Here is a 23,690-nt window from a genome sequence, read left to right on the forward strand (position 1 = left end):
GCGAGGCGGGTCCACCGCTCCGAGCAGGCCCGATACCGCTGCCATACCGGCACCGAAGCGTTCGCCAGGCCCGGGTCCCTAACTTTCTCGGCAACGGCAGGCAACGGCCCGCCGCACCGCAGTGACGAGTGGATGGAGACCACCATGTCCGAGAACACCAAGCCCGCCGCCGACGACGCCAACGAGACCCCCGAGGTCGAGGCCCACTCCGTGCTGGACCTCCAGGAGACGTCCGTCCACAACGACCGCGACATCATCGCGCCCCCCGGCAACTGCATCAGCGTGCTGAGCGTCGTCGAGAACTGAGCCGGCGCCGTCGACGACCGGTCGACGCACGCACCGCGGCTCCCGTTCCGCGGCTCAGCCTCACGGCTTCTTCCGTAGTTCCCGTTCCCCCAGTGACGCGTGGATGGAGATCACCATGTCCGAGAACACCAAGCCCGCGGCCGACGAGACCCCCGAGGTCGAGGCCCACTCCGTGCTGGACCTCCAGGAGACGTCCGTCCAGGGCGGCGACACGACCGACGGCAACTGCATCAGCGTGCTGAGCGTCGTCGAGCAGCAGAAGTGACGCAGCGCTGAACGCACCGGGCCGTGCGCCGCGGTGGGACGAGGCCGACGCCTCGGCCCCGTGGCGCCCGGCCCGCGGCCAGGCGGTACGGGGCGGCTCCGCGCACACGGGAGCCGCCCCGCCGCATGACCCCGTACCAGCACCGGAACGCCCCCACAGGGGGGCCGGAACGCCACCCCGCACCGCCCGACGATCTCCAGGAGCCTCCCGATGGCCGAACCGCTCCGCGCGAACAGGGACTTCCGGCTGCTCTGGATGAGCGGCCTCTTCGCCATTCTGGGCGGGCAGATGAGCGCCCTCGCCCTGCCCCTGCTCATCCTCAAGGACACCGGCTCGCCCGTGCAGGCGGGCACCGTGGGCACCGTGTCCGTCTGCGCCGTGCTGATCACGATGCTGCCGGGCGGGGTCATGGCCGACCGCATCGAGCGCCGTCGGCTGATGCGGCTGTGCGACGTGGGCAGCCTGCTCGCGGTCGCCGCCCTGGCCGTCGCGGTCTGGAACGGGCGCGCCCCCATGGCGCTCGTGCTGCCCGTGGCGATCGCCGGGGCGGTCATCAACAGCGTCTACGCCCCCGCCGCCTTCGGGCTGCTCCGGGCCGTCGTGCCCCCGGACCAGCTGGGCACGGCGACCGCGCGGCTCCAGGCGCGCACGTCCACGACCCGGCTGGTGGGCCCGCTCATCGGCGGGGCGCTGTTCGGGCTGCACGAGGCGCTGCCCTTCACCGCCCAGTTCCTCGGGCTGCTCCTGTCGACCGTCTGCGTGACTCTCGTCCGGACCCGCTCCGCCGCCCGGACCAGGGCCGGTTCGGTGTTCAGCCGTGCGGAACTCACCGCCGGTCTCGGCTTCATCTGGAACCTGCGCTATCTGCGCACGGTGCTGCTGATCTTCGGCCTCGGCATGAACTTCGCCTTCGGGGCCCTGACGTTCACGGCGCTCGCCGTCTTCTCCGAGGGCGGGGAGTCCGGTCTCGGCGGCGGGTTCGTCATCACCTGCGTCTCGGCCGGGGCCCTCGCCGGGGCGCTGCTCGCCCCCCGGCTCGCTCCCGACCGGCACGTCCGGGCCCTGCTCCTGGTCACCTGCTGGAGCTGTGTGCTGACGGCCGGGGTGCTGGCGTGGATCAGCAGCCCGCTGGTGGCGGGGGTGCTGTGCGCGGTGGCCATGTGCCTGTCGACGCTGGCCAGCATCGGCTTCCTGTCGACCCTGCTGATCGTCACCCCGGAGGACCGGATCGGCCGGGTGCAGAGCGCCGCGTCCTTCCTGTCCTCGGTCGTCCAGCCGTTCGGCCCGCTCGCGGGCGGCGCGCTGCTGGCCGCCCTGGGCGCGGGCCCGGCCTTCGGCGTGATCGGGTGCGTCCTCGCCGTCTCGGCCGCGGTGCTCACCCTCGCCCCGTCCGTACGGGCCGGAGCCGCCCCGCCGCCCGAGACACCCGCACCGGACACACCGGACGCACCGGACGCGTTCGCCGTTCCGGAAGCGCCGGACGCACTCGCCGTGCCGGAGGCGCCCGCTCCCGAGGACCGCCGCGCCCGTGAGGCCGTGCCCGCTGCCGAGGGCCGCCGCCCGCGCGAGACCGCCCCCGCCGCTCCCGACCCCGCCGCCCCCGGCGCACCCTGAGGAGGCTGCCGTGCCCGGCATCCAGGAGACCCAGCTGTACTGCCTCGCCGACCGCAGGTACTACGACACCCCGGCCCGGCTCCCCGACCGGGAGACCCGCTACCCGCTGGACGCCGCCGAACCGCCCTCCGGCTGGCGGCGCGTCGCGGGCGGCCTGTGGACGTCGCTGCTGCCCGAGGACCGCGAACCGGCCGAGCAGGGCTGGAAGATCCACGTGTCGACCGTCCCCGACGAGGCGGCGCTCACCCTCCGGGACACCGCCGCGATCTGCCTCCGGCACCGGGTCCCCTTCAAGTTCCTCCGCAGCGAACAGGCGCTGCTGCTGATGTCGGGGAAGTACATGTCCCGGGGCAGCGCGGGGAAGTTCCTCACCCTCTACCCGCCGGACGAGGCGGCCTTCACCCGGCTGCTGGACGAGCTGACCCGCACCCTGGCCGGCCGCCGCGGCCCGTACATCCTCAGCGACCTCCGCGTCGGCGACGCCCCCGTCTACGTCCGCTACGGCTCCTTCGTCGACCGCTGGTGCCGCGACGAGCGGGGCGAGCGGGTGCCCGCGCTGCGCCACCCCTCCGGTGAACTGGTGCCCGACGAACGGGGGGTGGTGTTCCGGACGCCCGCCTGGGTGCCGGTGCCCGAGCAGCTGCGGCCCCACCTCGCCGCCCGCGCCGCCGCCCGCGACGACTCCTTCCCGTACACCGTCACCGAGGCCCTCCAGTTCTCCAACGCGGGCGGCATCTATCTCGCCCGGCACCGGGAGACCGGCCACCGGGTGGTGATGCGCGAGGCCCGGCCGTACTGCGGGCTGGACGCGGTGGGAGACGACGCCGTGACCCGGCTGGAGCGCGAGCACCGGGCGCTGACGGCGCTCGCCGGGCTCGACTGCGTACCGGAGGTTTACGGCGTACGGACCGTGTGGGAGCACCGGTTCCTGATGACGGAGTACGTGGCGGGGCCCACCCTGCTGGACGAGATCGTGGCCCGCTTCGCGCTGGTACGCGGTGCCCGCACCGCGGCGGAACTCGCCCCGTACGCGGCGTGGGTGGAGCAGGTGACCGGTCAACTCGCCGACGCGCTGCGGGAGATCCACGCGCGGGGGCTGCGCTTCGGTGACCTGCACCCCTCCAACATCATCCTGCGGCCCGACGGGCGTCTGGCGCTCGTGGACTTCGAGTACGCCACCGAACTGGACGACGAGACAACTCCGTTGGCCGGAGCGCCCGGCCTCCAGGCGCCGCCCGGCACCCCCGGCGCGGAGGCCGACGCCTACGCGCTGTGGGCCACCTGGCTCACCATGCTGATGCCGCTGACCGAGATGGCCTCCCACGACCGCTCCAAGGCCCTCGCCCTGGAGACCTGGGCCCGGGACCGCTACGGCCTCGCCCCCGACGCCGGTCCGGCCCGCCCGGCCCTGCTGCGGGCGGCGGAGAGCGCCGCCGGCCACGAACGCGAGATCGCCGCCCTCCTCGGCGGACCCGGCCCCGACTGGGCGGAGCTGCGCGCCCGGCTGCTCGCGGGCATCCACGCGGGCGCGACGCCCGAGCGCCGCGACCGGCTCTTCCCCGGCGACCCCCAGGCCTTCACCAGCGGCGGTACGGATGTGGCGCACGGCGCCGCCGGAGTGCTGTACGCCCTGCACCGCACCGGAGCCCCCGTCCCGGCCGCGTGGACGGACTGGCTGGCCGACGCCGCCCGCCGCCGCGACCCCGCCGCCCCGGGAGGCCTCTACGCCGGGCTCCCGGGCACCGCCGTGACACTGGCCCTGCTCGGCCGCCCCGACGAGGGGCGCGAGCTGTTCGACCGGGCCGTCTCCGCCGCCCATCCCTCCCTCTCGGCCGACCTGCTGACCGGGCGGGCGGGCACCGCGCTCGCCGCTCTCCGCCTGGCGACGGCGGGCCCCGGGGCCCCGGACCCGGGGCTGGTGGACACCGCGCTGCGCACCGCCTGGGAGCTGGACTGCCTGGTGCGGGGGGAGAGCGTGGCGGGCGGCCCCCAGGCCCCGCCGTCGGCCGGGCTGCTGCGCGGGCTCAGCGGCGTCGCCCTGCTCCACCTCGAACTGCACGCACTCACCGGTGAGGACTGGCTGCTGCGCGCCGCCCGCACCGCCCTGTACCGGGACTCCGGGCACTGCGTGGCGATGGACGACGGCACGGTGCAGGTCAAGGACGGCCGCCGTCATCTGCTCTACCTCGACCAGGGCAGCGGCGGCTTCGCCCTCGTCGCCCGCGCCTACCTCGCCCGCCAGGAGGCCCCCGCGCTCGCCGGGCTGCTGCCCGGGGTGCGCAAGGGGTGCGGCAACGAGTTCGTCCGCGAGCCGGGACTGTTCACCGGACGGGCCGGACTGGTCGCCACCGCACGCCAGTTGGAGGACGGCCCGGCCGGGCCCGAGGTCCTCGCCTCGGTGCGGAACCTGTCCTGGCACCTGGTCGCCGACGGGGACCGGCTGCTGGTGCCCGGCTCCCGGCTGCGCCGCTGCTCGGCCGACCTGGCCACCGGGGCGGCCGGACTGCTCCTGGCCCTGCACTTCCTGGCCGGGGCGGAGGCGGGCGCCGGGGCGGGGACGGGCGCCGACACGGAAGTGGGCGCCGCCCCCCGGGGGGGGGGCCCCCCCCCGGCGGGGCGGGGGGGCCGGGGCCCCCCCGGGGGCCCCCCGGGGCGGGGGGGCCGACCGCGGCGGGCGGCCCCGCCCCCCCCCGGGGGGGGGGGGGGCCCCGGGGGGGGGGGGGGGGGGGGGGGGGGGGGGGGGGGGGGCGCCCCCCGGGGGGGGGCCCCCCCCGGGGGGGGCGCCCCCCCCCGGCCGCGGGATCTGCTGAGCCTGCTCACCCTGGGATGAGAGCGGGGGCGGGCGGCCCGACGGACCGGGCCCCCGCCTCCCGCAGCCCCTGCTCCCGACGTCCCTCCCGTTCCTCCTGCTCCTCCAGCTCCTCCAGCTCCTCCTGCTCCCGGGCGAACAGGCCCAGCAGGCGCGGCACTTCGTACAGCGCGGCATGAGCGGTGACCTCTCCGGCGGGTGAGGTCACCGCCCCCGCGTCGATCAGCGACTCGACGGCCCGGATCGCCTCCCGCTCACCGCAGCCCAGCGCCGCCGCGGCCCGGTCCAGGGTGAGGCCGCCGTCCTCGGCGGGCCTCGCGAGCCGCCCCAGAACCCACCGGTCGCGGTCCGCCAGATCCCGCCAGCCCGACGCCAGCCGCCCCCGTACGGAGAGGTCCCCGGCGACCAGTTCGTCCAGCGCGGACGCCGGGTCGTCCAGCCGGGCCGCGTACTCCGCGAGCGGCAGATGCCGCAGCACCGCCAGCCGCATCCCGCTCACCCCCACCGCCAGCGGCAGCGCCCCGCACGCCCGGACGATCCGCAGCGCCGCCGCCGGGTCCGTGCGCAGCCGTCCCGGCCCGATGAGCTTCCCCAGCAGTTCCAGCGCCTCGCCGTCCGCCAGGGCGGGCAGCGCGATCCGGTGCACCGGGGCGAGCCCGGCGAGTTGGCGGCGGGCGGTGAGAAGGACCCGGCAGTGGCCCGACCGGGGGAGCAGCCCGCGGACGGACGCCTCGTCCGGGACGTCGTCCAGGACCAGCAGCGCCCGGTGGCGGGCCAGCCACTCCTGCCAGGCCGCCGCGGGCGCCCCGCTCGGGCCCCTGCCGGCGTCCTCCGGCACCCCGCATACCCGGCCCACCTCCGCCAGCACCTCCGCCGCCCCGCGCGCCGTGCCGTCCTCCCGGCGCATCCGGACGTGGACGCGCCCGTCGGGGAAGCGGTCGGCGAGCAGATGTGCCGCCCGCACCGCGAGGGCCGACTTGCCCGCCCCGGCCGGACCGGAGACGACCACCACCCGCTCCTCGCCCGCGTCCAGCACGCCCAGCAGCTCGCGCAGTTCGTCGCGGCGTCCGGTGAACGCCCCGGTGTCCGCGGGCAGTGTCACCGCCCGGACCGGCTCCGCGACGGCGGGCCGGGCCTCCCGCCCCCGGCCGAGCACCGACCGGTACAGCGCCGCCATGGCCGGGCTCGGCTCCAGGCCCAGCTCCCGCGCCATCAGCTGCCGGTAGTCGTCGTAGACCGCCAGCGCCTCGGCCTGACGGCCGCACTGGTGCAGGGAGTTCATCCAGGCGGCCCGCAGCCGCTCCCGTAACGGGTGCCGCTCCACCAGGTCGCGCAGTCCGTCCACGGCCACGGCCGCCCGGCCCAGCTCGATCTCCGTCTCCGCCCAGTCCTCGTGGACGCCCAGACACCGGGTCTCCAGCCGGTCGGCCTCCTCGGCCACCACCGCGGAGTCCCGCAGATCGTGCAGCGGGGGCCCCTGCCACAGGTCCAGCGCCTCCCGCAGCAGCCGCGCCGCCTCGTGCCGGTCGCCCCGCCCGGCCGCCGCCCGCCCGGCGCGCGCCAGCGCCCCGAAGCGCAGGGTGTCCAGCTCGTCCTCGCCGATGCGCAGCAGATAACCGCCGCAGCCGTGCACCAGCCGCTCCCGCCCGCCGTCCGCGGCGGGCCCCAGCAGGGTGCGGGCCGCGCTGACGTAGACCTGGAGGTTCTTACGGGCGGTGCGCGGCGGGTCGTCCGGCCAGACCGCGTCGGTCAGCACATCGACCGGTACGGGGGTGTTGGGGCGGGCCAGCAGCGTGGCGAGCACCAGGCGCTGTTTGCGCGGCCCGAGCGGCAGCTCGCCGCCCCCGCCGGTACGGGCGGTGAGCGGGCCGAGCAGACTGACGCGCACGCCGTCGGCGGCGGGCGGGCCGACAGGGGCGGGAGGACGGATCATCAGCGGGCCTCCGGGAACGGGGACGGGGACGGGCTGCCGTACGCACCCCCCGATCGTGCCGCCGCCCGGACCGCCCCCACATCGGGGCCCCGCCCGCATTTTCCGCCTCCGGCCCCGACCGAAACCGCCCCGGACCCCCATGTTGCGCTCCGGGTCCCCCAGACCGGCCGCGCCCCGGCCCCCAGAGCCCCCGGAGCTCTGGTCCCCCGGCCCCCAGGAGCCCGCCGCCTTCTCAGGCCGGCTCCACCGCGCACTCGGCGGCGAACTCGCACAGCGCGGCCCGGTCCGCGCGCCCCGTCTTGCTCAGCAGGCTGGCCATGTGCTTCTCCACCGTGCGCGGCGAGATGGACAGCCGCCGCGCGATCTGCTGGTTCCCGGGCCGCTCGGGCAGCAGCACGAACACCTCGTACTCGCGCGGGGTCACGCCACTGCTCCGCAACGGCGACGGGATGCGGTCCCAGCCGCCCCGGTGCTGCGTGACGCTCGCCCCGGCCTGCCGCAGGGCCGCCCGGCACGCGGAGGCGACCGGCTGCACCCCGGCCCCGTAGAAGAACTCCTCGGCGGTCCGCAGCCAGGACACCGGCTCACCCCACCCGTCGGCGTGCGCCGCGTCCGCGACCAGCCGCAGGCCCAGGTGGCGGGCGACCGGGAAGGGCGCGGACGCCTTCTCGAAGGCCGCCACCAGCGACGCCGCCCCGGCCGGGTCGCCCGCCCGGCCCGCCAGCACCGCACCGGCCAGCTCCAGGAACTGCCGGTTCCACGCCAGCGCGCCCCCGGGGGCCGACCGCGCCTCCGTCAGCTCCGCCCGGTCCGCCTCACCGGCCAGGACCCGCAGCAGCGGGCGCAGCCCGTAGCGGCCGCTCAGGTAGTAGTAGCTCGGGTGGTCCTCCTCCCAGGCCAGCGCCGCGTCCAGCTCCGCGGTGGCCCGCCCCCGGTCCTCCTCCAGCAGCGCGCCGAACGCCCGGCACAGCCCAAGCCGCAACGGCACCAGCAGGGACTCCTCGCCCCCGGCCCGGCGGAACGCCGCCAGGGCCCGGTCCATCTCCCGCCGACGGCCCCGGTGCGCCGCCAGCGTGGCCCCGGCCAGCAGCAGATAGCGGTGGGCGGACAGGTCCCCGACCCGGGCACTGGCCCGCTCCCAGCGGTCGATGATCTCCTGCGCCTCCTCCCACCGGGCGCACAGCACCGCGTTCATCGCCAGCAGTCCGTCGACCGTGCGGGTCAGCATCAGCGCGCCCAGTTCGGTGGCCGCGTCCCGCGCGGAGAGCAGCCGGGAGGCGTCCCCGGTCCGCATGAAGGCGTTCGCGCCGAGCCGGACCAGCGCCTCCACCCGCCAGATGGGCAGGGCGTGTTCGGTGGAAAGCGACAGCATCCGCTCCAGCGCCGCGTCCGCCGCGTCGAAACCCTCCTCCCGCCGCAGCAGCGCCAGCAACTGCCAGGCCTGGCAGGCGACCACGGGCAGTTTCTCGGCCTCGGCGGTCTCCGCCGCCTCCCGGACGGCCCGTTCGGTCCGGGCCGGGTCCCGGGGGCCCCGCCCATGGCCGGGGAGCAGCGCCAGATGCCCGTCGACCACGGCGAGCGCGGCCCGTCGGCCGGGGGGCGGTTCGGGACCGAGCAGGGCGCGGGCGGCCTCCGCCTGCCGGGCCGCGTCGGCGGTGCGTTCGGTCATGACGGCCACCCAGGCCAGCTCGATGTGGGTCTCGCCGCGCCGGGCGGCGGCCTCGGAGCGGGCCGGGACCGGCGGCAGCGCGTCCGCCAGGGACAGCCCGCCGTCCAGATCCCCGCCCTTGGCCCGGGCCAGGGCCAACGACTCGGCGACGGGGGCCTTGTCGCCGTCGTCGGCCAGCGTGTGCGCCCGCTCCAGCAGCACCACGGCAGAGCCGTACGCTCCCGAAGCGAGCATCCGTCTCCCCGCGTCCGCGAACCGGCGGGCCGCTCCGGCCCGGTTGCCCGCGGCCAGGTGGAGCGAGGCGACGAGCTGCCGCCCGTCCTCGTCCAGCGGCTGCCCGGAGTCCTCGACGGCCGCGGCGGCCCGACGGGCCAGCGAGGCGCGTTCGGCCGGGGCGAGCGAGGAGACCAGGGCCTCGGCGGTCATCGAGTGCCGGAAGGCGTACCGGTCGGGGGCGGCCCCGTCCGGGGCGATGACCCCCGCCTCCACCGCGGACCGCAGATGGGCGAAGAGGGCCCGGTCCTCGAAGCCGGTCACGGTCTGGAGCACGGTCACCGAGAACTGGCTGCCGAGCGTGGCGGCCGCCAGCAACAGCTCCCGCACCGGCTCGTCCAGCCGCTCCAGTCTCCGCGCCCAGCTGCGCACGATGTCCGAGGGCAGAGCCCCTTCCGGCTGCCCCGTCGTCGCCCACCCGTCCTCGGTCCGGCTCAGCCGCCCGGTGTCGAGCAGGTCGGCGAGCAGCACCTCCAGCAGGTAGGGGTTGCCCGCCGCGCGTTCGGCCAGCCGCAGATGGACCGGCTCGGGTATCTCCTCCGGCGGAGCCTCCAGACACGCGCCCGTGAGGGTGCGGACCTGGGCCTCGCCGAGCGGCCCCAGCTCCCTTACCGTCGCGGTGTGGCGGCGCTCGGCGGAGCGTACGAGATCCAGGGCGGCGCCGGGCTCCGGGCGGAGGGTGCCCAGCAGCAGGATCGGCAGATCGGCCAGGTTGTCGATGACGTACTCGACGACCGCGACGGTCTCGGTGTCGCAGTCGTGCAGATCCTCCAGCAGGATCGTGCAGCCCGCCTCCCGGCCCAGCACGGACAGCAGTCGCAGCAGCGCCTCGGCCAGCTCGACGACCGTCTCCGGATAGCCCGGGGAGTCCCCTCTGCGCCACTCCGGGACCAGTCGGGCCAGCGCCGGATGGTAGGGCGTCAGCTCCGGGTCGGTCGGGGTGCCCGCCGCCCGGAACCGGGAGGCCAGCGCCTCGGCGAGGGGCCGGAACGGGACGACGAGACCGGTCGAGGTGGCCCGGCCGCGCAGCACCGGCATCCCCAGCTCGTAGGCCCGGTAGGCGCACGCGCCGACCAGCCGGGACTTGCCGATCCCGGCTTCCCCGAGGAGGAACAGCGCACGCCCCGAACCCCGTCGTACGGAGTCCAGGGCGTCGCCCAGCAGTCCGATCTCATCGTCCCGACCGACGATGACCGGCGAAGTCGCTCGCATGGCCGCAGATTACTGGAGCCTCAACTCCCTTGGCAGCGGCCCAAAACGACTGTTTTCGCCTTCAGTCGGCCGGATACCGTCAGAACGGGGACGTCATGGTGGTCCACGGCAGGTCGTGGCTGTAGCCGCTCTCGCCCTCCGACGCGCTCAGAAGTCTGCTGCGGGCACCGAGGCCTCCGGTGGAGCCTAGGGAGATGCGCCCGGCCGGGTGCTCGGCGGCGCCCCCGTACGCGTTCTCGTCGGTCGCCTGCGTGGCCGCTTCGTCGAACTGCGTCATCTCTGCCTCATTCTTCGGTGGTGGATGGATCGTCGGTCGCGTGGACGTCGACAACGGACACCCCGGGTCAGCCCCGGGACGAAGGTGTTCCATGGTGGCGGAAACTCAAGGAGCCCGGGGCGGAAGTCCGCAAGAGCAGAGCCGAACCGATCCGGTCGGGGAACCCCGCCCGCAGCAGCCCGTGCCCGATCCCGGACAATCCGGTCAGCAGCCCCGGATGCGGTACGCGGCCAGGGGTGCCGCACCGCGGCCCGTCCTGGTCCGCCGCCGTCAGCAGCGCCCCGGCCCGCCGCACCCAGGGTGCCCGTACGGCGGGCAGGGCGCGGTGGCCGAGCAGTTCGAGGAGGCCCAGCTCGCCGTGGCAGAGGCTGTCGTTGGCGAGGGGAGCGGAGTCGGCCAGCTCGCCCGCGGTCGCCGCCAGCCAGCCGGAAAGCTCCGGGTCGGCGACCGCGTCCGGGCTGTCCGCGACCGCGAGCGCCGCCCCGGCCGCCCCGTCGCACCAGGCGGCCCCGGTGCCGGTCGCCGCGGTGGCCAGCCGCAGGGCGTGCAGCCCGGCCGCCCGGTGGCGGTCTCCGCCGCCCGCGGCGGCGAACCGCAGCAGCGCCCAGCCGATCCCCGCCGCCCCGTCGGCGAAGCCCCCGCCGTCCAGCAGCGGGGCGGCCGCGATCCGTTCGGCGATCCGCTCGGCCCCGCGCCAGGCCTCGGCCCGGCCGGTGACCCGGTGCACCGCGAGCAGCGACACCAGTCCGCCCGCCGCCCCGCCGCGCACCCCCCAGCCGCCCTCGGCCGCGCTCGCCGCGCAGCACAGCCGGGTCGCCGGACCGGCCCAGTCCAGCACCTCCGGGTCGGCCAGCAGCGAACCGACCTCGGCCAGCGTGTAGGCGATCCCGCCGAGCCCCGCGAAGGCCCCCGACCCCAGCTCGCCCAGCTCGTCCGCCCGGCCGTGCAGGGCGTCCAGCAGCCCCGGCACCGGAGTCAGCGCCTCCCGGGCCGCCTCCGCGTACCGGGGTGCCCCGGTGAGCGCGGCCAACTGGGCCAGGAACAGGGCTGGTCCGGCGTAACCGCCCGCGAGGTCGGCGGCCATCGGCGTCAGCCGCCAGTAGCGCTCACCGAGCAGTTCGAGTCCGATCCAGTTGGTGCGGCCCTCGTGCCGGTAGGCGAGGGAGACGAGCTGATCGCCCACCGACACGGCTGCCGACAGCAGTTGTTCGGGCTCCGGGGCCCGCGCCATGTCCCGCGCCCGGTCGCCGGGGGCCGCCCGGTGCGCCGGTTCGGGCGACGTGCTGACCATGGCGGCCCGGATGATCCGCTCCTGGTCCTGCCGGTCCACGGTGTCCATGGCACGGACCTTCTCCGCCACCCGCTCCAGCCCGGTGGCGGCCGCACCCGGTGCGGCGGTGCGACGGCCGTCGTCCCCGATCCCGCCGTTGCCGGGTGCGTACGGTGCGCGGTCCGCTCCGGTCCCGTGCCGGGCGTCCCGCGTCGCGGGCCGGACGGTGTCCGCTCCGGTCCCGTGTCCGGTGCCGCCCGAGGTGTCCTGGTGGGGGGCGCCCCCCGTCGCGCCCCCCACCATGTCTTCGCCCGCGCGGCCCGAGCCACCCCACAGCTCAGCGCCGCCCGGCAGCTCCGTGCTGCCCGGCAGTTCCGCGGCGCCCGACGGCTCCGTGCTCCCCGGGAGCTCCGCGGCGCCCCACAGCTCCGCGTCGCCCGGCCGGGTGGTGAACACCGGCACGTCGCCGTCCCACAGCTCGGCGATCTCCGCGTCCTCCAGCCCCGGCAGCGCGGGCACGCCCAGGAGCGGGGTGCGCAGCAGGGACAGCACCCGGTGCCGCTCGGTGGCGTCCCGCATCACGTCCGGGTGGGTCGACTCGTCCAGCAGCGTCGTGTACGTCCAGGTCGGCCGGGGCACCACCCGGACCTCGTCCCGGACGAAGAGCCGCAACAGGCCCTCATCGCCCAGTAGTTGACCGCGGTGGTCGCGGATCGCCGTGTAGCCGTCCCGGAAGCCGCCGCACAGGTCCTCGGTGTACGCGGACGGGTCGGCGACCTCGCCGCCCAGCCGGGGCCGGTTGGCGGAGTCCGTGAACCGCCCGGCCCGCCGCACCAGCCGCATCCGGTCCGTCCCGGCCTCCGCCCAGTCCGCCGTCTCGATCGGGGACGCGGCGGCCCGGCCCCCGCCGATGGCGGACATGTCGAGCGCGGAGGTGTCCCCGACGAGCAACTGGGGCAGCAGGCCCACCCGGTGGACCGAGTCGTGCAGGGCGCGGGAGGCCGGATCGGCGGACCGGGCGGTCCCCAGCGGCGGGTGGAAGAGCGTCTCCACATCGACCAGGACGGGATGCGGACCGCAGGCGATCAGGTTCTCGTGGTGCAGGTCCGTGCCGTCCAGCGTGTGCAGCAGCGCCAGCAGCGCCCCCTGCCGCCGGTAGAACCCCCGGGTCTCCGCGACCGTGGCGCAGGGCCGCTCCTCGATGAACTCGGCCCAGCCGTACGCGCCCCGGTCCAGCACCCGCACCGTCCGCAGATCGGGGGCGCCGGGCAGCGAACCGAACCACTCGGCCAGTGAGTTGAAGTGCCGGTGGGCCGCGAGCGGACGCGGCTTGTAGACCAGCCGGGTACCGTCGGCGAACCGCAGCAGCATCACCGACCGGCCCCCGCGGTGGCTGTCGCCCGCCCCCACCGCGACCCCGTGGAGCGCCCCGGGCCCGGCGCCCGAGCCGAGCACCCCGCCCGGAGCCCCCGCACGGTCCCCGAGCACCCCCGAGGGGCCCAGCAGCTCACGGTCGGCGGCGAGCCGCGCGGCCATCTCGGCGAACGCGTCACCCGCGTGGAGGCAGGCCGTCGCGAGCAGCCGGGCCAGCACGGGGTAGCCGGTGACGAGCAGGGCGAGGCCGTCGCGGCGGGCGGTCAGCCGGACGAAGTCCCGGAAGCGCTCCTCGGGCCCGTCACCCGCGAGCCGGCCGAGCCGCCGGGCCTCGTGCAGTTCGGTGACCAGGGTGCGCGCGGCGATCCGGGCGAGCCGACGGGTCAGATGGGCCCGGAAGTCGGTGAGTACGGGGGAGGCGTCGGCGACCGGGCCGGACGCACCGCCGCCCACGGTGAGCGCGCCCCGCAGCCGTACCGCCGCCGCTTCCACGAAGGGCGCGACGACCGGCCCGAAACCGCTCAGCCCGGGGTAGTCCCGCTCGGGGACCACGGCCTCCGGGGGCGCGGCGGCGACGGCGTCCCGGGCGAAGGCGGCCCAGGCGGGCTCGCCGTCGGGCCGGCCGCCGACGACACCGGCACGCCACCACGGCTCCCCGTCCCGCTCCCCGAACAGGTCGGCGGTGACGGACAGGACGCCGACGAGGTCGGCGGGGGAGCGCTCCGGAAGGCGGGGTGCCACGGCGGGGGAGTGTTCCGCGAGGCTGGACGGCGTCGCGGGGGAGCGCTCCGTAAGGCCGGACAGTGGCGCGGCGGAGTGTTCCGCGAGGTCGGACGGCGGCGCGGGGGAGCGCTCCGCGTCGAGGACGCCGCTCGCGCCTCTGTCGATCAGGTCCTTCTCCGCCACCGCTCCGCACCTCCCCGGTTCAGGGGGCGCCCCGTCCGGACCGCCCGCGCTCATGGTGGCTGGGGGTGGGGGTGCGGCGCATGGGGGACCGGCCCCCATCTTTTCGCCCCCACCGCGGGGACCCGGGGGTTCACCCCGGCCGGCCTCCGGCGCTGACCGGCGCTGAGCTGCTGTTACCTGCTGTGCCCGGTCCGGCGCGTCCCCAGGCTCCCCGGGAGCAGTACCCGGCCGCACCCCCGGGGGCAGTACCCGGCCGCACCCGGTCCGGCGCGCGGATGACCTTCCCGCCGCCGGGGGACCGCTACCCCCGGGGCGGAGCCGTCGACCCCCGGATCATCAGCTCGGCAGCGATGGTCGCGATGCCGCCCGGCGGCGGGTTCTCCTTGCCCATCGCGAGCCGTCCCGCCCGTGCCCCCGCCTCGAAGAGCGGCAGCCGCACCGTGGTCAGGGCCGGAACCGCGTCCACCGAGAACGGCAGATCGTCGAAGCCCGCCACCGAGATGTCCTGCGGGATGCGCATTCCCTGGTCCCGGACGGCCGCGCACGCGCCCAGCGCGACGGTGTCGTTGGCGGCGACGATGGCGGTCACATCCGGGGCCCTGCGGAGGAGTTCGAGGGTGGCCTCGTAACCGGAGCGCCGGTCGTAGGGCCCGTGCACGGTGAGCCGTTCCTGCTCGCCGAGGCTGCCGGGGCCGTCGGGGCCGTGGAGACCGCCGGGGCCCTCCGAGCCGTCCGAGACGGCTGCGGGCTCGGGCGCCCCGGACCCGTCCGGCCCGTCCGGGACTGCCGGGCCCTCGGGCGTCCCCGCGCCCTCGGCACCCCCGGCGAAGCCGATCCCCGCCGCCCGCAACGCCTCCCGGTGGCCCTCCAGCCGGTGCCGGGTGGTGGTGCGCTCCGGTGGCCCGGCGACGTATCCGATCCTGCGGTGGCCCAGCGAGATCAGGTGCTCGGTGAGCCGGCGGCCGCCGCCCCGGTTGTCGAACGTGAGCGCGGCGACGAGCGCGTCGCCCTCGGGGAGCGGGGGGCGCCCGCAGAAGACGATCCGGGTGCCCGCGTCGGCGAGCTTCGCCAGCTTCGCGGTCATCGCGGCCTGGTGCTCCGGGTCTTCGATCGCGCCGCCGGTGAGGACGACGGCGGCGGCGCGCTGGCGCTGGAGGAGGGTGAGGTAGGTCAGCTCGCGCTCCGGGGAGCCGCCGGTGTTGCAGATGACGGCCAGCTTCTCGCCGCCCGCCCGCCCCGAGCCGTCCCCGGGTCCGCCGATCTGCGTCTGCGCGGCCCCCGCCATGATCCCGAAGAACGGGTCGGCGATGTCGTTGACCAGGATGCCGACCAGGTCCGAGGTGGCCGCCGCGAGCGAACTGGCGGGCCCGTTGAGCACGTAGTCCAGGTCGTCCACCGCGCGCAGCACCCGCTCCCGGGTCGACGCCGCCACCGGGTAGTTCCCGTTCAGCACGCGGGAGACGGTGGCCGGGGACACCCGGGCGCGGGCCGCCACATCCGCCAGGGTGACTGTCATCGCTGTCCTCCGGGAGGTCACGTGCGGCCCCCTCTTGTCCGGCCGCTGTCGGCAGGCTAGCGTCATCGTGCATAGAAAGCGCTTGCTACGCCGGTGTCCCGCTGGTCGGTGTCCCGCTGCGGCGGCGCGGCCACGCTACGGCGGTATGGAGGGAACTTCGTGACACGCAGGACAGTGCGCATCGCCATGAACGGCGTCACCGGACGCATGGGATACCGGCAGCACCTGGTGCGCTCGATCCTCGCGATCCGCGAGCAGGGCGGCCTGGATCTCGGCGGGGGCGAGGTGCTGTGGCCCGAGCCGGTGCTCGTCGGCCGCCGCGCCCACGCCCTGGAGGAACTCGCCGGGCGCCACGGTCTGACCGAGTGGTCCACCGACCTGGACGCGGTCCTCGCGGACGACACGATCGACGTCTACTTCGACGCCCAGGTCACCTCGGCCCGGGTGGAGGCGATCAAGAAGGCCATCGCGGCGGGCAAGCACGTCTACACCGAGAAGCCGACCGCCACGGACGTTCAGGGGGCCCTCGACCTGGCCCGCCTCGCCCGGGACGCGGGCATCAAGCACGGTGTGGTCCAGGACAAGATCTTCCTGCCGGGCCTGCTGAAGCTGAAGCGCCTGATCGACGGCGGCTTCTTCGGCGAGATCCTCTCCGTCCGGGGGGAGTTCGGGTACTGGGTCTTCGAGGGCGACTGGCAGGAGGCCCAGCGCCCCTCCTGGAACTACCGCGCGGAGGACGGCGGCGGCATCGTCGTCGACATGTTCCCGCACTGGGAGTACGTGCTGCACGAGCTGTTCGGCCAGGTCACCTCCGTGACGGCCCATGTGCAGACGCATGTGCCGCAGCGCTGGGACGAGCACGGCAAGCCGTACGAGGCGACCGCCGACGACGCCGCGTACGGCATCTTCCAGCTGGCCGGAGGGGCCGTCGCGCAGATCAACTCCTCCTGGACGGTCCGGGTCAACCGGGACGAGCTGGTCGAGTTCCAGGTCGACGGGACGCACGGCTCGGCGGTCGCCGGTCTGCGCAACTGCCGCGTACAGCACCGGTCCTCGACCCCCAAGCCGGTCTGGAACCCGGACCTCCCGGCCACCGAGTCCTTCCGTGACCAGTGGCAGGAGATCCCGGACAACCAGGAGTTCGACAACGGCTTCAAGGCGCAGTGGGAGCTGTTCCTGCGCCATGTGGCCCTGGACGAGCCCTACCTCTGGGACCTGCTGGCCGGGGCGCGCGGCGTCCAACTCGCCGAGCTGGGACTGAAGTCGTCCGCCGAGGGCCGCCGCTTCACGATCCCGGAGCTGACGCTGTGACGGGGCCCGTCCCCCTCCCTCAGGGCCCGTACACCCCCCGCGCCGTCCCCCTCGGCCTGACCGGCCCGGGAGCGGCGTCCCTCACCTCCCGTACGGTCTTCTCGGCCGCCCATGTGGTCGCGGACCCGTACGCCGACATCAGCCCCGACGACCCGGCCGCCGTCGACTGGGACGCCACGCTCGCCTTCCGCCGGCACCTCTGGGCGCACGGCCTGGGTGTCGCGGAGGCCATGGACACCGCGCAGCGCGGGATGGGCCTGGACTGGGCGGGCGCGGCCGAGCTGATCCGCCGCTCGGCGGCCGAGGCGCGGGCGGTGGGCGGCAGGATCGCCTGCGGCGTGGGCACCGACCAGCTGCCGCCGACGGGCGAGGTGACGCTCGCGCAGGTCCGCGGGGCCTACGAGCAGCAACTGGCCCTCGCAGAGGAGCACGGCGTCCAGCCGATCCTCATGGCCTCCCGGGCCCTGGCCCGCGCCGCGAGCGACCCGGAGGACTACCTCGCCACCTACGCCCACCTCCTGCGCCAGGCGTCGGAGCCGGTGATCCTGCACTGGCTGGGCCCGATGTTCGACCCGGCGCTGGAGGGTTACTGGGGCAGCGCCGACCTGGACGAGGCGACGGACACCTTCCTCAAGGTCATCGCCGAACACCCGGACAAGGTCGACGGCATCAAGATCTCCCTTCTGGACGCGGCCCGCGAGATCGACGTACGGCGCCGCCTGCCGGGCGGGGTGCGCTGCTACACGGGCGACGACTTCAACTACCCGGAGCTGATCGCGGGCGACGAACGCGGCTTCAGCCACGCGCTGTTGGGGATCTTCGACCCGTTGGGACCGCTGGCGGCGCACGCGGTGCGGGTGCTGGACACGGGGGACGTGGCCGGCTTCCGGGCCCTCCTCGACCCCACGGTCGAGCTGTCCCGCCACCTCTTCCAGCCTCCCACCCGCTTCTACAAGACGGGCGTGGTGTTCCTGGCCTGGCTGGCCGGACACCAGGACCACTTCACGATGGTGGGCGGCCTCCAGTCGGCGCGCTCGCTGCCGCACCTGGCGAAGGCGTACCAACTGGCCGACGGCCTCGGCCTGTTCCCGGACCCGGACCTGGCCGAATACCGGATGCGCGCGCTGCTGGCCGTCCAGGGAGGAGCACGATGACGGACGCGGACCTGGCCCGCCTGAGCATCAATCAGGAGACCATCAAGCAGTGGTCGTTGGAGGAGCTGGCCGAGGGCTGCGGCAAGGCGGGCATCGGCCGGGTGGGCCTGTGGCGGGCCCCGGTCCAGGCCTACGGCGTCGAGCGTACGGCGCGCCTGCTGCTGGACGCCGGGCTCACCGTCACCAGCCTCTGCCGGGGCGGCTTCTTCACCGCGCTCGACCCCGGGGAGCGGGCCCGCGCCCTGGACGACAACCGGGCGGCCGTCGACGAGGCGGCGGCTCTGTCCACGGACACCCTCGTCCTGGTCTCCGGCGGCCTCCCGCCGGGCAGCCGCGACCTGTACGGAGCCCGCGAGCGGGTGGCGGAGGCGCTGGCCGAACTGGCCCCGTACGCGGCGGAGCGCGGCGTACGCCTGGCGATCGAACCGCTGCACCCGATGTTCGCCTCGGACCGCTGCGTGGTCTCCACCCTGGCCCAGGCCCTGGACCTCGCGGAGCGCTTCCCGGCGGACCAGGTGGGCGTCGTCGTGGACACCTACCACCTCTGGTGGGACGACACCGCCCCCGCCCAGATCGCCCGTGCCGGAGCGGGTGGCCGTATCCACGCCTTCCAGCTGGCCGACTGGATCACCCCGCTCCCGGCGGGCGTACTGCTGGGCCGGGGCCAACTGGGCGACGGCAGCGTGGACTTCCGGGCCTTCCGCCGCGCGGTGGAGTCGGCCGGGTACGACGGCCCGATCGAGGTGGAGATCTTCAACGAGGCGCTGTGGGCCCGCGACGGGGCGGAGGTCCTGGCGGAGGTGGCCGAGCGCTACGGGCGACACGCCTGCTGAGCGGCCGGGCCCGAAGGTAAAGAGATCGTCAAGGGCTGCAACCTTTGCGTACCCTCCCGGGTCACACAGGGCGTCGGGACTTCCGAGGAGGGGTCCGGGGGGAACGGGAAGGCCCGACGGGAGGGGAAAGCGAGGGGGTCCGGCCGCGAGGCCGGGCCCCATTCGGCTTCCCGGGCCCAGCACGCACTCCGCACGTCACCCAACACCCGGGCCCCGGGGGCCCGCACGGAGGAGCACCTTCCGGGCTGAAGTGCCCTCTCCGGGGTATTCGTGGCTCAAACGGTGCACGTCCGGTACGCCGTCCCCGGTTGATCAGGAGCCCCCGTGTCGACAGCCCTCACCGCCCGGACGGACCTCTCCCGCCGCCGGAGCGTGCTGACCCTGCTCCTGCTGCTGGTCCTCTGCTACGGCGTGGCGGCGGCCGGAGCGCTCGCGACCGGAGACGCGGGCAGCACCTACGCCGCGCTGGACCGGCCCGCCTGGGCACCGCCCGGCTGGCTTTTCGGCCCGGTGTGGACCGTGCTCTACGGCATGATCGCGGTGGCGGGCTGGCTCGTCGCCCGCCGCGCGGCCCCCGGGCGCCGCCCGGCGCTGGTGGCCTGGGGAACACAGCTGGTGCTCAACGCGCTGTGGACACCGCTGTTCTTCGCCGCGGAGCGGTACGGACTCGCCTTCCTCGACATCGCCCTGCTGCTGGCGGCCGTCGTCGCCACCGCCCTGCTCGCCGCCCGGGTGGACCGGCGCGCCACCTGGCTGCTGGTCCCGTACGGCGTCTGGGTCGCCTACGCGGCGGCGCTGAACCTCTCCCTCTGGCTGAACAACTGATCCAGGCGTTGGCGGGCCGTTCCGGGGGCATCATTCATCCATGGCCAAATCGAAGCGCGCCACATTGAAGCGTGTAGTCCTCGCCCCCCGCGCTGTGCGCCAGCTCAGGCGCGTCCGCTCGGTCTACCTGGTGGGGATGATGCTCTCCCTGCTGGGCCTCGTCCTCCAACTGAACCGGGGAGCGGGCACCGGACGGCAGGTCGAGATCGCGGCCGTGCTGCTGGCCGTCTTCAGCGCCCTGTTCGCGCTGGCGGTGGTCCAGCTGTGGCGGCACTCCAGGACCCGCCACTGCGGCACGGCGAAGAAGTTCGCGGGCGGCACGGCCTGACCGAGGGCTTGTCGGCGGCACGGCGAGAGCGAGGCCATGCCGACGGTGCGGCGCGCCCCGGTCGTCCCCGGGGACGACCGGCCCCTTGTCGTGCCCCCGGGGCCCAGTTGGGCCCAGGGACCCAACCGCGGGCCCAAATCCTACCGGGGCGAACGCCGTTGACCTGCGCTTTCGGGCGAGCGCCGGAACGGACGGCCTTGACGTCGGGGTGACGGGACCGGTTCGCTTCATCGCGAGCCACCCCCCACTCGCACCTCCCGACGGACCTGCCGGAGGACACCGTGCCCCCGCCCGCCCCGCTCCGCCGCGCGCTGACGATCGCCCTGACGGCCGCCACCCTCGTCCTCGCCTCGGCGACGGCGGCCCACGCCGCACCACCGCCGGCGCTCCCCGCGAACGCGGACGAGCTGGAGCGGACGTTCCAGCCGACCCTGGACTACGACAAGGACGGCTGCTACGCCACCTCGGCCATCGGCCCGGACGGCACGATCGCGCCCGGCCTCAAGCTCGGCGGCGCGGTGTACGGAGACTGCCGCGACCGGTCCGACCTGGATACCAGCAACGCCTACTCCCGCGCGAAGTGCGACAACGGCTGGTGCGCGATCCTCTACACGTACTACTTCGAGAAGGACCAGGTGGCCCCCGGCGGCCTCTTCGGCGGCCACCGCCACGACTGGGAGCACGTCGTGGTGTGGGTGAACGACAACACGGCGCGGTACGTCGCGACCTCGGCCCACGGCGACTTCACCGTGCACCGGGCCTCCGACGTCCCCTTCGACGGCACGCACCCCAAGATCGTCTACCACAAGGACGGCGCGAGCACCCACTGCTTCCGCAAGGCCACCGCCAAGGACGAACCCCCGGAGAACCACCTCGGCACCTGGCACCGCGCCCCCCTGATCGGCTGGAACGGCTACCCACCCGGCCTGCGCGACAAGCTCCTGGCGGCCGACTTCGGCAAGGCCACGACCGGCATCAGGGACGACCGCTTCACCAGCCACCTGACAAAGGCCCTCCCGAAGGACGTCCCGTTCAACCCGTCAGCCTGAGCCCACCGGCGGGCAGTAGACACCGAGTGCGTCAATGGCCCGCACCATGAACGCCCGCGCCGCCGCGCCACACACGGCGGCCCGCCACAGCTCCGCGAAGGCGCGGACGTACAACTCCACTTCGGACGACAACATCCGGGACGCCCTGGCGACCCGTGGCCCCGAAGCCGGGCACCCCCATGCCCTTGACCGCATCGGACTGGCCGAATGCGCCTTCCTCGCCGGAGACGTCCAAAGGGCCGCAACCGAGACAGCGCTGGCGGTCCAGGCGGCGCGCGGGAGACAGTCGAGGCGTGTCCGAACACAGCAGGGGCAGCTGCACCCGTACACCGTGGGACACAGCGCGTCACGTCCGGTGAGTGAGGCCCGCGATAGTATCCGCGACCCGCTGTCGAGCTGAGGAGCCGGGCATGACGATGCTTTCCGTGACCGGACACATGGACCTGACCGACGAGACCACACCTCTGGTGCGGGCCGCCCTGCGCGAGCTGCTCTCCGAGCACGGCGACGACCTGACCGGAGTGTCCTGCATCGCCGCCGGAGCGGACAGCCTCTTCGCACAGGAGGTCACCGCCATCGGCGGCCGCCTGATCGCAGTCATCCCGTCCGGGGATTACCGGGGCAGCAAAGGTGAAGCCAGCACACGCTGCCGTCTACGACCACCTGCTTGAGAAGGCCGAAGACGTCGTGACACTGCCTCAAGTGACCGCTACCCGAGCAGCCTACGAGGCAGCCAACGCCGAACTGCTGCGCCGAGCAGACCGACTCGTGGCCGTGTGGGACGGTACGCCGCCGTCAGGTAAAGGCGGCGGAACCGCCGACGCTGTGGAGCAGGCTCGCCGTGCAGGGTTGCCAGTCGACGTGGTCTGGCCCACCGGTGCCGCTCGGCGCACCTGACACAGGACGCACGAAACCGCCCCCTGCCTGGCCGTGATGGCCGATGCAGGGGGCATGGTGGTTCACGGGTACAGGCGACGGGCGGGGTCTACGCAGCGATGCCGATGGTGTGTGGGTCCTCGGACGGAACACCGCCGCTGGCGCGGGGACCAGGGCCCGTACTCGATCAGCCGCTCCAGCAGGTCCGGAACACCCGCTCGCGCGGGGACCACTCGACGTACTCGGTGTTCGTCTCGTCGACGGGCGGAACACCCCCGCTCGCGCGGGGACCACACCTACCAGTTGGTCGACGCGTGGTGGCCGTACGGAACACCCCCGCTCGCGCGGGGACCACATCATCGCTCCGGACCGAGAAGGCCGCGCCGACGGAACACCCCCGCTCGCGCGGGGACCACTGGGAGCCAGCGCGGCGGCGCCATCCGGAACTCGGAACACCCCCGCTCGCGCGGGGACCACACCTACCAGTTGGTCGACGCGTGGTGGCCGTGCGGAACACCCCCGCTCGCGCGGGGACCACGGCGGCGGTGCAGGGAGACATCACCGAGGCGGCGGAACACCCCCGCTCGCGCGGGGACCACACCGAGTGGAAGAACGGGACCGGCGGGGACTTCGGAACACCCCCGCTCGCGCGGGGACCACACCAGCGCCCACGCGTGCCCGTAGCCCAGCTTCGGGACACCCCCGCTCGCGCGGGGACCACACCAGCGCCCGCAGCGCGAGCGCCGAGCACCGCGGAACACCCCCGCTCGCGCGGGGACCACGAGATCCTGGCCGAAGCCGCGCAGGAGCTGTACGGAACACCCCCGCTCGCGCGGGGACCACCCTCCGGCCACCGCGTCGTCACCAAGGACCATCGGAACACCCCCGCTCGCGCGGGGACCACCCCACCGACGGGGGTGACGGTGGGGCCTCGGTCGGAACACCCCCGCTCGCGCGGGGACCACCGCACGGTGGTGCCCTCGGTGGTGGCCTGCACCGGAACACCCCCGCTCGCGCGGGGGCCACCGCCGGAGGACTGGCGCGGGATCTACGGTGCGCGGAACACCCCCGCTTGCGCGGGGACCACGGCCATTACCCCGGGAACGATAGCCACCCAGGCGGAACACCCCCGCTCGCGCGGGGACCACGATGCGGATGCGGTCGCCTACGGCCCGGCGGGCGGAACACCCCCGCTCGCGCGGGGACCACTGCTCAACGACTTGCTGCGGGCTGTCCCAGATCGGAACACCCCCGCTCGCGCGGGGACCACGATCTCCGTCAGGGCCTCCGCCCACGCCCGGTCGGAACACCCCCGCTCGCGCGGGGACCACGTCGCAGCGGGCGCACCTCATCGGCGGGCCGCCGGAACACCCCCGCTCGCGCGGGGACCACGTCTGAGCAACGCCGAAGCGCGCGCCGGACTCCGGAACACCCCCGCTCGCGCGGGGACCACGGCGGTGACCATGTCGACGGCGCGGATCAACGCGGAACACCCCCGCTCGCGCGGGGACCACACGGGCCAGTCGAGGATGAGGATCCCGCCGAGCGGAACACCCCCGCTCGCGCGGGGACCACAGAACCCGGCGATCGTCGGGATCGGGATCAGCCGGAACACCCCCGCTCGCGCGGGGACCACATCCGCCCGTACTGCTCCGGCGAGTGCGTCGTCGGAACACCCCCGCTCGCGCGGGGACCACTCCACCCGCTACCGCCCGCCCCACGCCGTCCGCGGAACACCCCCGCTCGCGCGGGGACCACCGCGCCTGGGCCTGGCCCGCCGTGCTCGACCTCGGAACACCCCCGCTCGCGCGGGGACCACGGGGAGGGCCCGGAGTACGGGGACATCTTCGACGGAACACCCCCGCTCGCGCGGGGACCACACGTCCGGCG

The 23,690-nt window shown here is 75.2% G+C and carries 16 protein-coding genes, 1 pseudogene and 1 CRISPR repeat array (1 of these 18 only partly in view); of the genes and pseudogenes, 11 read left to right on the forward strand and 6 right to left on the reverse strand.

All coding sequences use genetic code 11. The annotated features are described in order from the left end of the window. Nucleotides 1-144: 144 nt before the first annotated feature. The 4 genes from ACIRRU_RS07945 to lanKC all read left to right on the forward strand — a co-directional run bounded on the left by ACIRRU_RS07945 (nucleotide 145) and on the right by lanKC (nucleotide 5,015). Complete coding sequence (locus tag ACIRRU_RS07945; RefSeq protein ID WP_363199611.1) at nucleotides 145-306, forward strand: hypothetical protein; 162 nt, start codon at nucleotides 145-147, stop codon at nucleotides 304-306. 115 nt (nucleotides 307-421) lie between these two features. Beyond that, a complete protein-coding gene (locus ACIRRU_RS07950) occupies nucleotides 422-571 on the forward strand; it encodes a hypothetical protein (RefSeq protein WP_363199610.1) in 150 nt (49 codons plus the stop codon). Nucleotides 572-781: 210 nt separating this feature from the next. Next, complete coding sequence (locus ACIRRU_RS07955; RefSeq protein WP_403677602.1) at nucleotides 782-2,185, forward strand: MFS transporter; 1,404 nt, start codon at nucleotides 782-784, stop codon at nucleotides 2,183-2,185. Between the two features lie 10 nt (nucleotides 2,186-2,195). Next, on the forward strand, nucleotides 2,196-5,015 hold the full coding sequence (gene lanKC / locus ACIRRU_RS07960; protein WP_403677605.1) for a class III lanthionine synthetase LanKC: 2,820 nt from the start codon (nucleotides 2,196-2,198) through the stop codon (nucleotides 5,013-5,015). Here the strand turns inward: lanKC and ACIRRU_RS07965 are convergent. The 5 genes from ACIRRU_RS07965 to ACIRRU_RS07985 all read right to left on the reverse strand — a co-directional run bounded on the left by ACIRRU_RS07965 (nucleotide 5,002) and on the right by ACIRRU_RS07985 (nucleotide 15,424). Continuing rightward, entirely contained in the window at nucleotides 5,002-6,927 is a 1,926-nt protein-coding gene (locus ACIRRU_RS07965; protein ID WP_403677608.1) for a BTAD domain-containing putative transcriptional regulator, read from the reverse strand. The genes lanKC and ACIRRU_RS07965 overlap by 14 nt on opposite strands. A gap of 232 nt (nucleotides 6,928-7,159) precedes the next feature. Beyond that, nucleotides 7,160-10,081 (reverse strand): helix-turn-helix transcriptional regulator, encoded by a 2,922-nt coding sequence (locus ACIRRU_RS07970; RefSeq protein WP_403677611.1) that lies wholly within the window; start codon nucleotides 10,079-10,081, stop codon nucleotides 7,160-7,162. A 79-nt stretch (nucleotides 10,082-10,160) separates the two neighbouring features. After that, nucleotides 10,161-10,358 carry a hypothetical protein gene (locus ACIRRU_RS07975; RefSeq protein WP_363199605.1) on the reverse strand — a complete coding sequence of 66 codons (198 nt, stop codon included), beginning with the start codon at nucleotides 10,356-10,358 and terminating at the stop codon, nucleotides 10,161-10,163. 67 nt (nucleotides 10,359-10,425) lie between these two features. Continuing rightward, nucleotides 10,426-13,908, reverse strand: coding sequence for a type 2 lanthipeptide synthetase LanM family protein (locus ACIRRU_RS07980; RefSeq protein ID WP_403677614.1), 3,483 nt, complete (start codon nucleotides 13,906-13,908; stop codon nucleotides 10,426-10,428). Between the two features lie 301 nt (nucleotides 13,909-14,209). Continuing rightward, nucleotides 14,210-15,424 carry a LacI family DNA-binding transcriptional regulator gene (locus ACIRRU_RS07985; RefSeq protein ID WP_403677617.1) on the reverse strand — a complete coding sequence of 405 codons (1,215 nt, stop codon included), beginning with the start codon at nucleotides 15,422-15,424 and terminating at the stop codon, nucleotides 14,210-14,212. Between the two features lie 159 nt (nucleotides 15,425-15,583). Here ACIRRU_RS07985 and ACIRRU_RS07990 point away from each other — a divergent pair, with 159 nt between their 5' ends. The 6 genes from ACIRRU_RS07990 (at nucleotide 15,584) to ACIRRU_RS08015 (ending at nucleotide 20,924) form a co-directional block, all read left to right on the forward strand. Then, nucleotides 15,584-16,735, forward strand: coding sequence for a Gfo/Idh/MocA family protein (locus ACIRRU_RS07990; protein ID WP_403677620.1), 1,152 nt, complete (start codon nucleotides 15,584-15,586; stop codon nucleotides 16,733-16,735). Then, entirely contained in the window at nucleotides 16,732-17,889 is a 1,158-nt protein-coding gene (locus ACIRRU_RS07995; protein WP_403677623.1) for a dihydrodipicolinate synthase family protein, read from the forward strand. Before ACIRRU_RS07990 ends, ACIRRU_RS07995 begins: the two co-directional genes overlap by 4 nt. After that, a complete protein-coding gene (locus tag ACIRRU_RS08000) occupies nucleotides 17,886-18,722 on the forward strand; it encodes a sugar phosphate isomerase/epimerase family protein (protein ID WP_403677626.1) in 837 nt (278 codons plus the stop codon). Before ACIRRU_RS07995 ends, ACIRRU_RS08000 begins: the two co-directional genes overlap by 4 nt. 324 nt (nucleotides 18,723-19,046) lie before the next feature. Further along, on the forward strand, nucleotides 19,047-19,547 hold the full coding sequence (locus ACIRRU_RS08005) for a TspO/MBR family protein (RefSeq protein WP_403677629.1): 501 nt from the start codon (nucleotides 19,047-19,049) through the stop codon (nucleotides 19,545-19,547). 40 nt (nucleotides 19,548-19,587) lie between these two features. Beyond that, complete coding sequence (locus tag ACIRRU_RS08010) at nucleotides 19,588-19,875, forward strand: hypothetical protein (RefSeq protein ID WP_403677632.1); 288 nt, start codon at nucleotides 19,588-19,590, stop codon at nucleotides 19,873-19,875. Between the two features lie 281 nt (nucleotides 19,876-20,156). Further along, entirely contained in the window at nucleotides 20,157-20,924 is a 768-nt protein-coding gene (locus tag ACIRRU_RS08015; protein WP_403677635.1) for an NPP1 family protein, read from the forward strand. On the opposite strand, the gene ACIRRU_RS08020 is transcribed toward ACIRRU_RS08015, so the two are convergent. Beyond that, complete coding sequence (locus ACIRRU_RS08020; protein WP_403677639.1) at nucleotides 20,916-21,059, reverse strand: hypothetical protein; 144 nt, start codon at nucleotides 21,057-21,059, stop codon at nucleotides 20,916-20,918. The two genes, ACIRRU_RS08015 and ACIRRU_RS08020, sit on opposite strands and share 9 nt — an antisense overlap. Before the next feature lie 275 nt (nucleotides 21,060-21,334). Here ACIRRU_RS08020 and ACIRRU_RS08025 point away from each other — a divergent pair. After that, nucleotides 21,335-21,821, forward strand: a pseudogene (locus ACIRRU_RS08025) (hypothetical protein). A 124-nt stretch (nucleotides 21,822-21,945) separates the two neighbouring features. Continuing rightward, nucleotides 21,946-23,690: direct repeats of the CRISPR family, unit length 29 nt; unit sequence CGGAACACCCCCGCTCGCGCGGGGACCAC; it runs 1,211 nt beyond the window's last position.

Origin of the sequence: Streptomyces sp. NPDC101181 (assembly GCF_044767975.1) — a bacterium.
Lineage (GTDB): Bacteria > Actinomycetota > Actinomycetes > Streptomycetales > Streptomycetaceae > Streptomyces.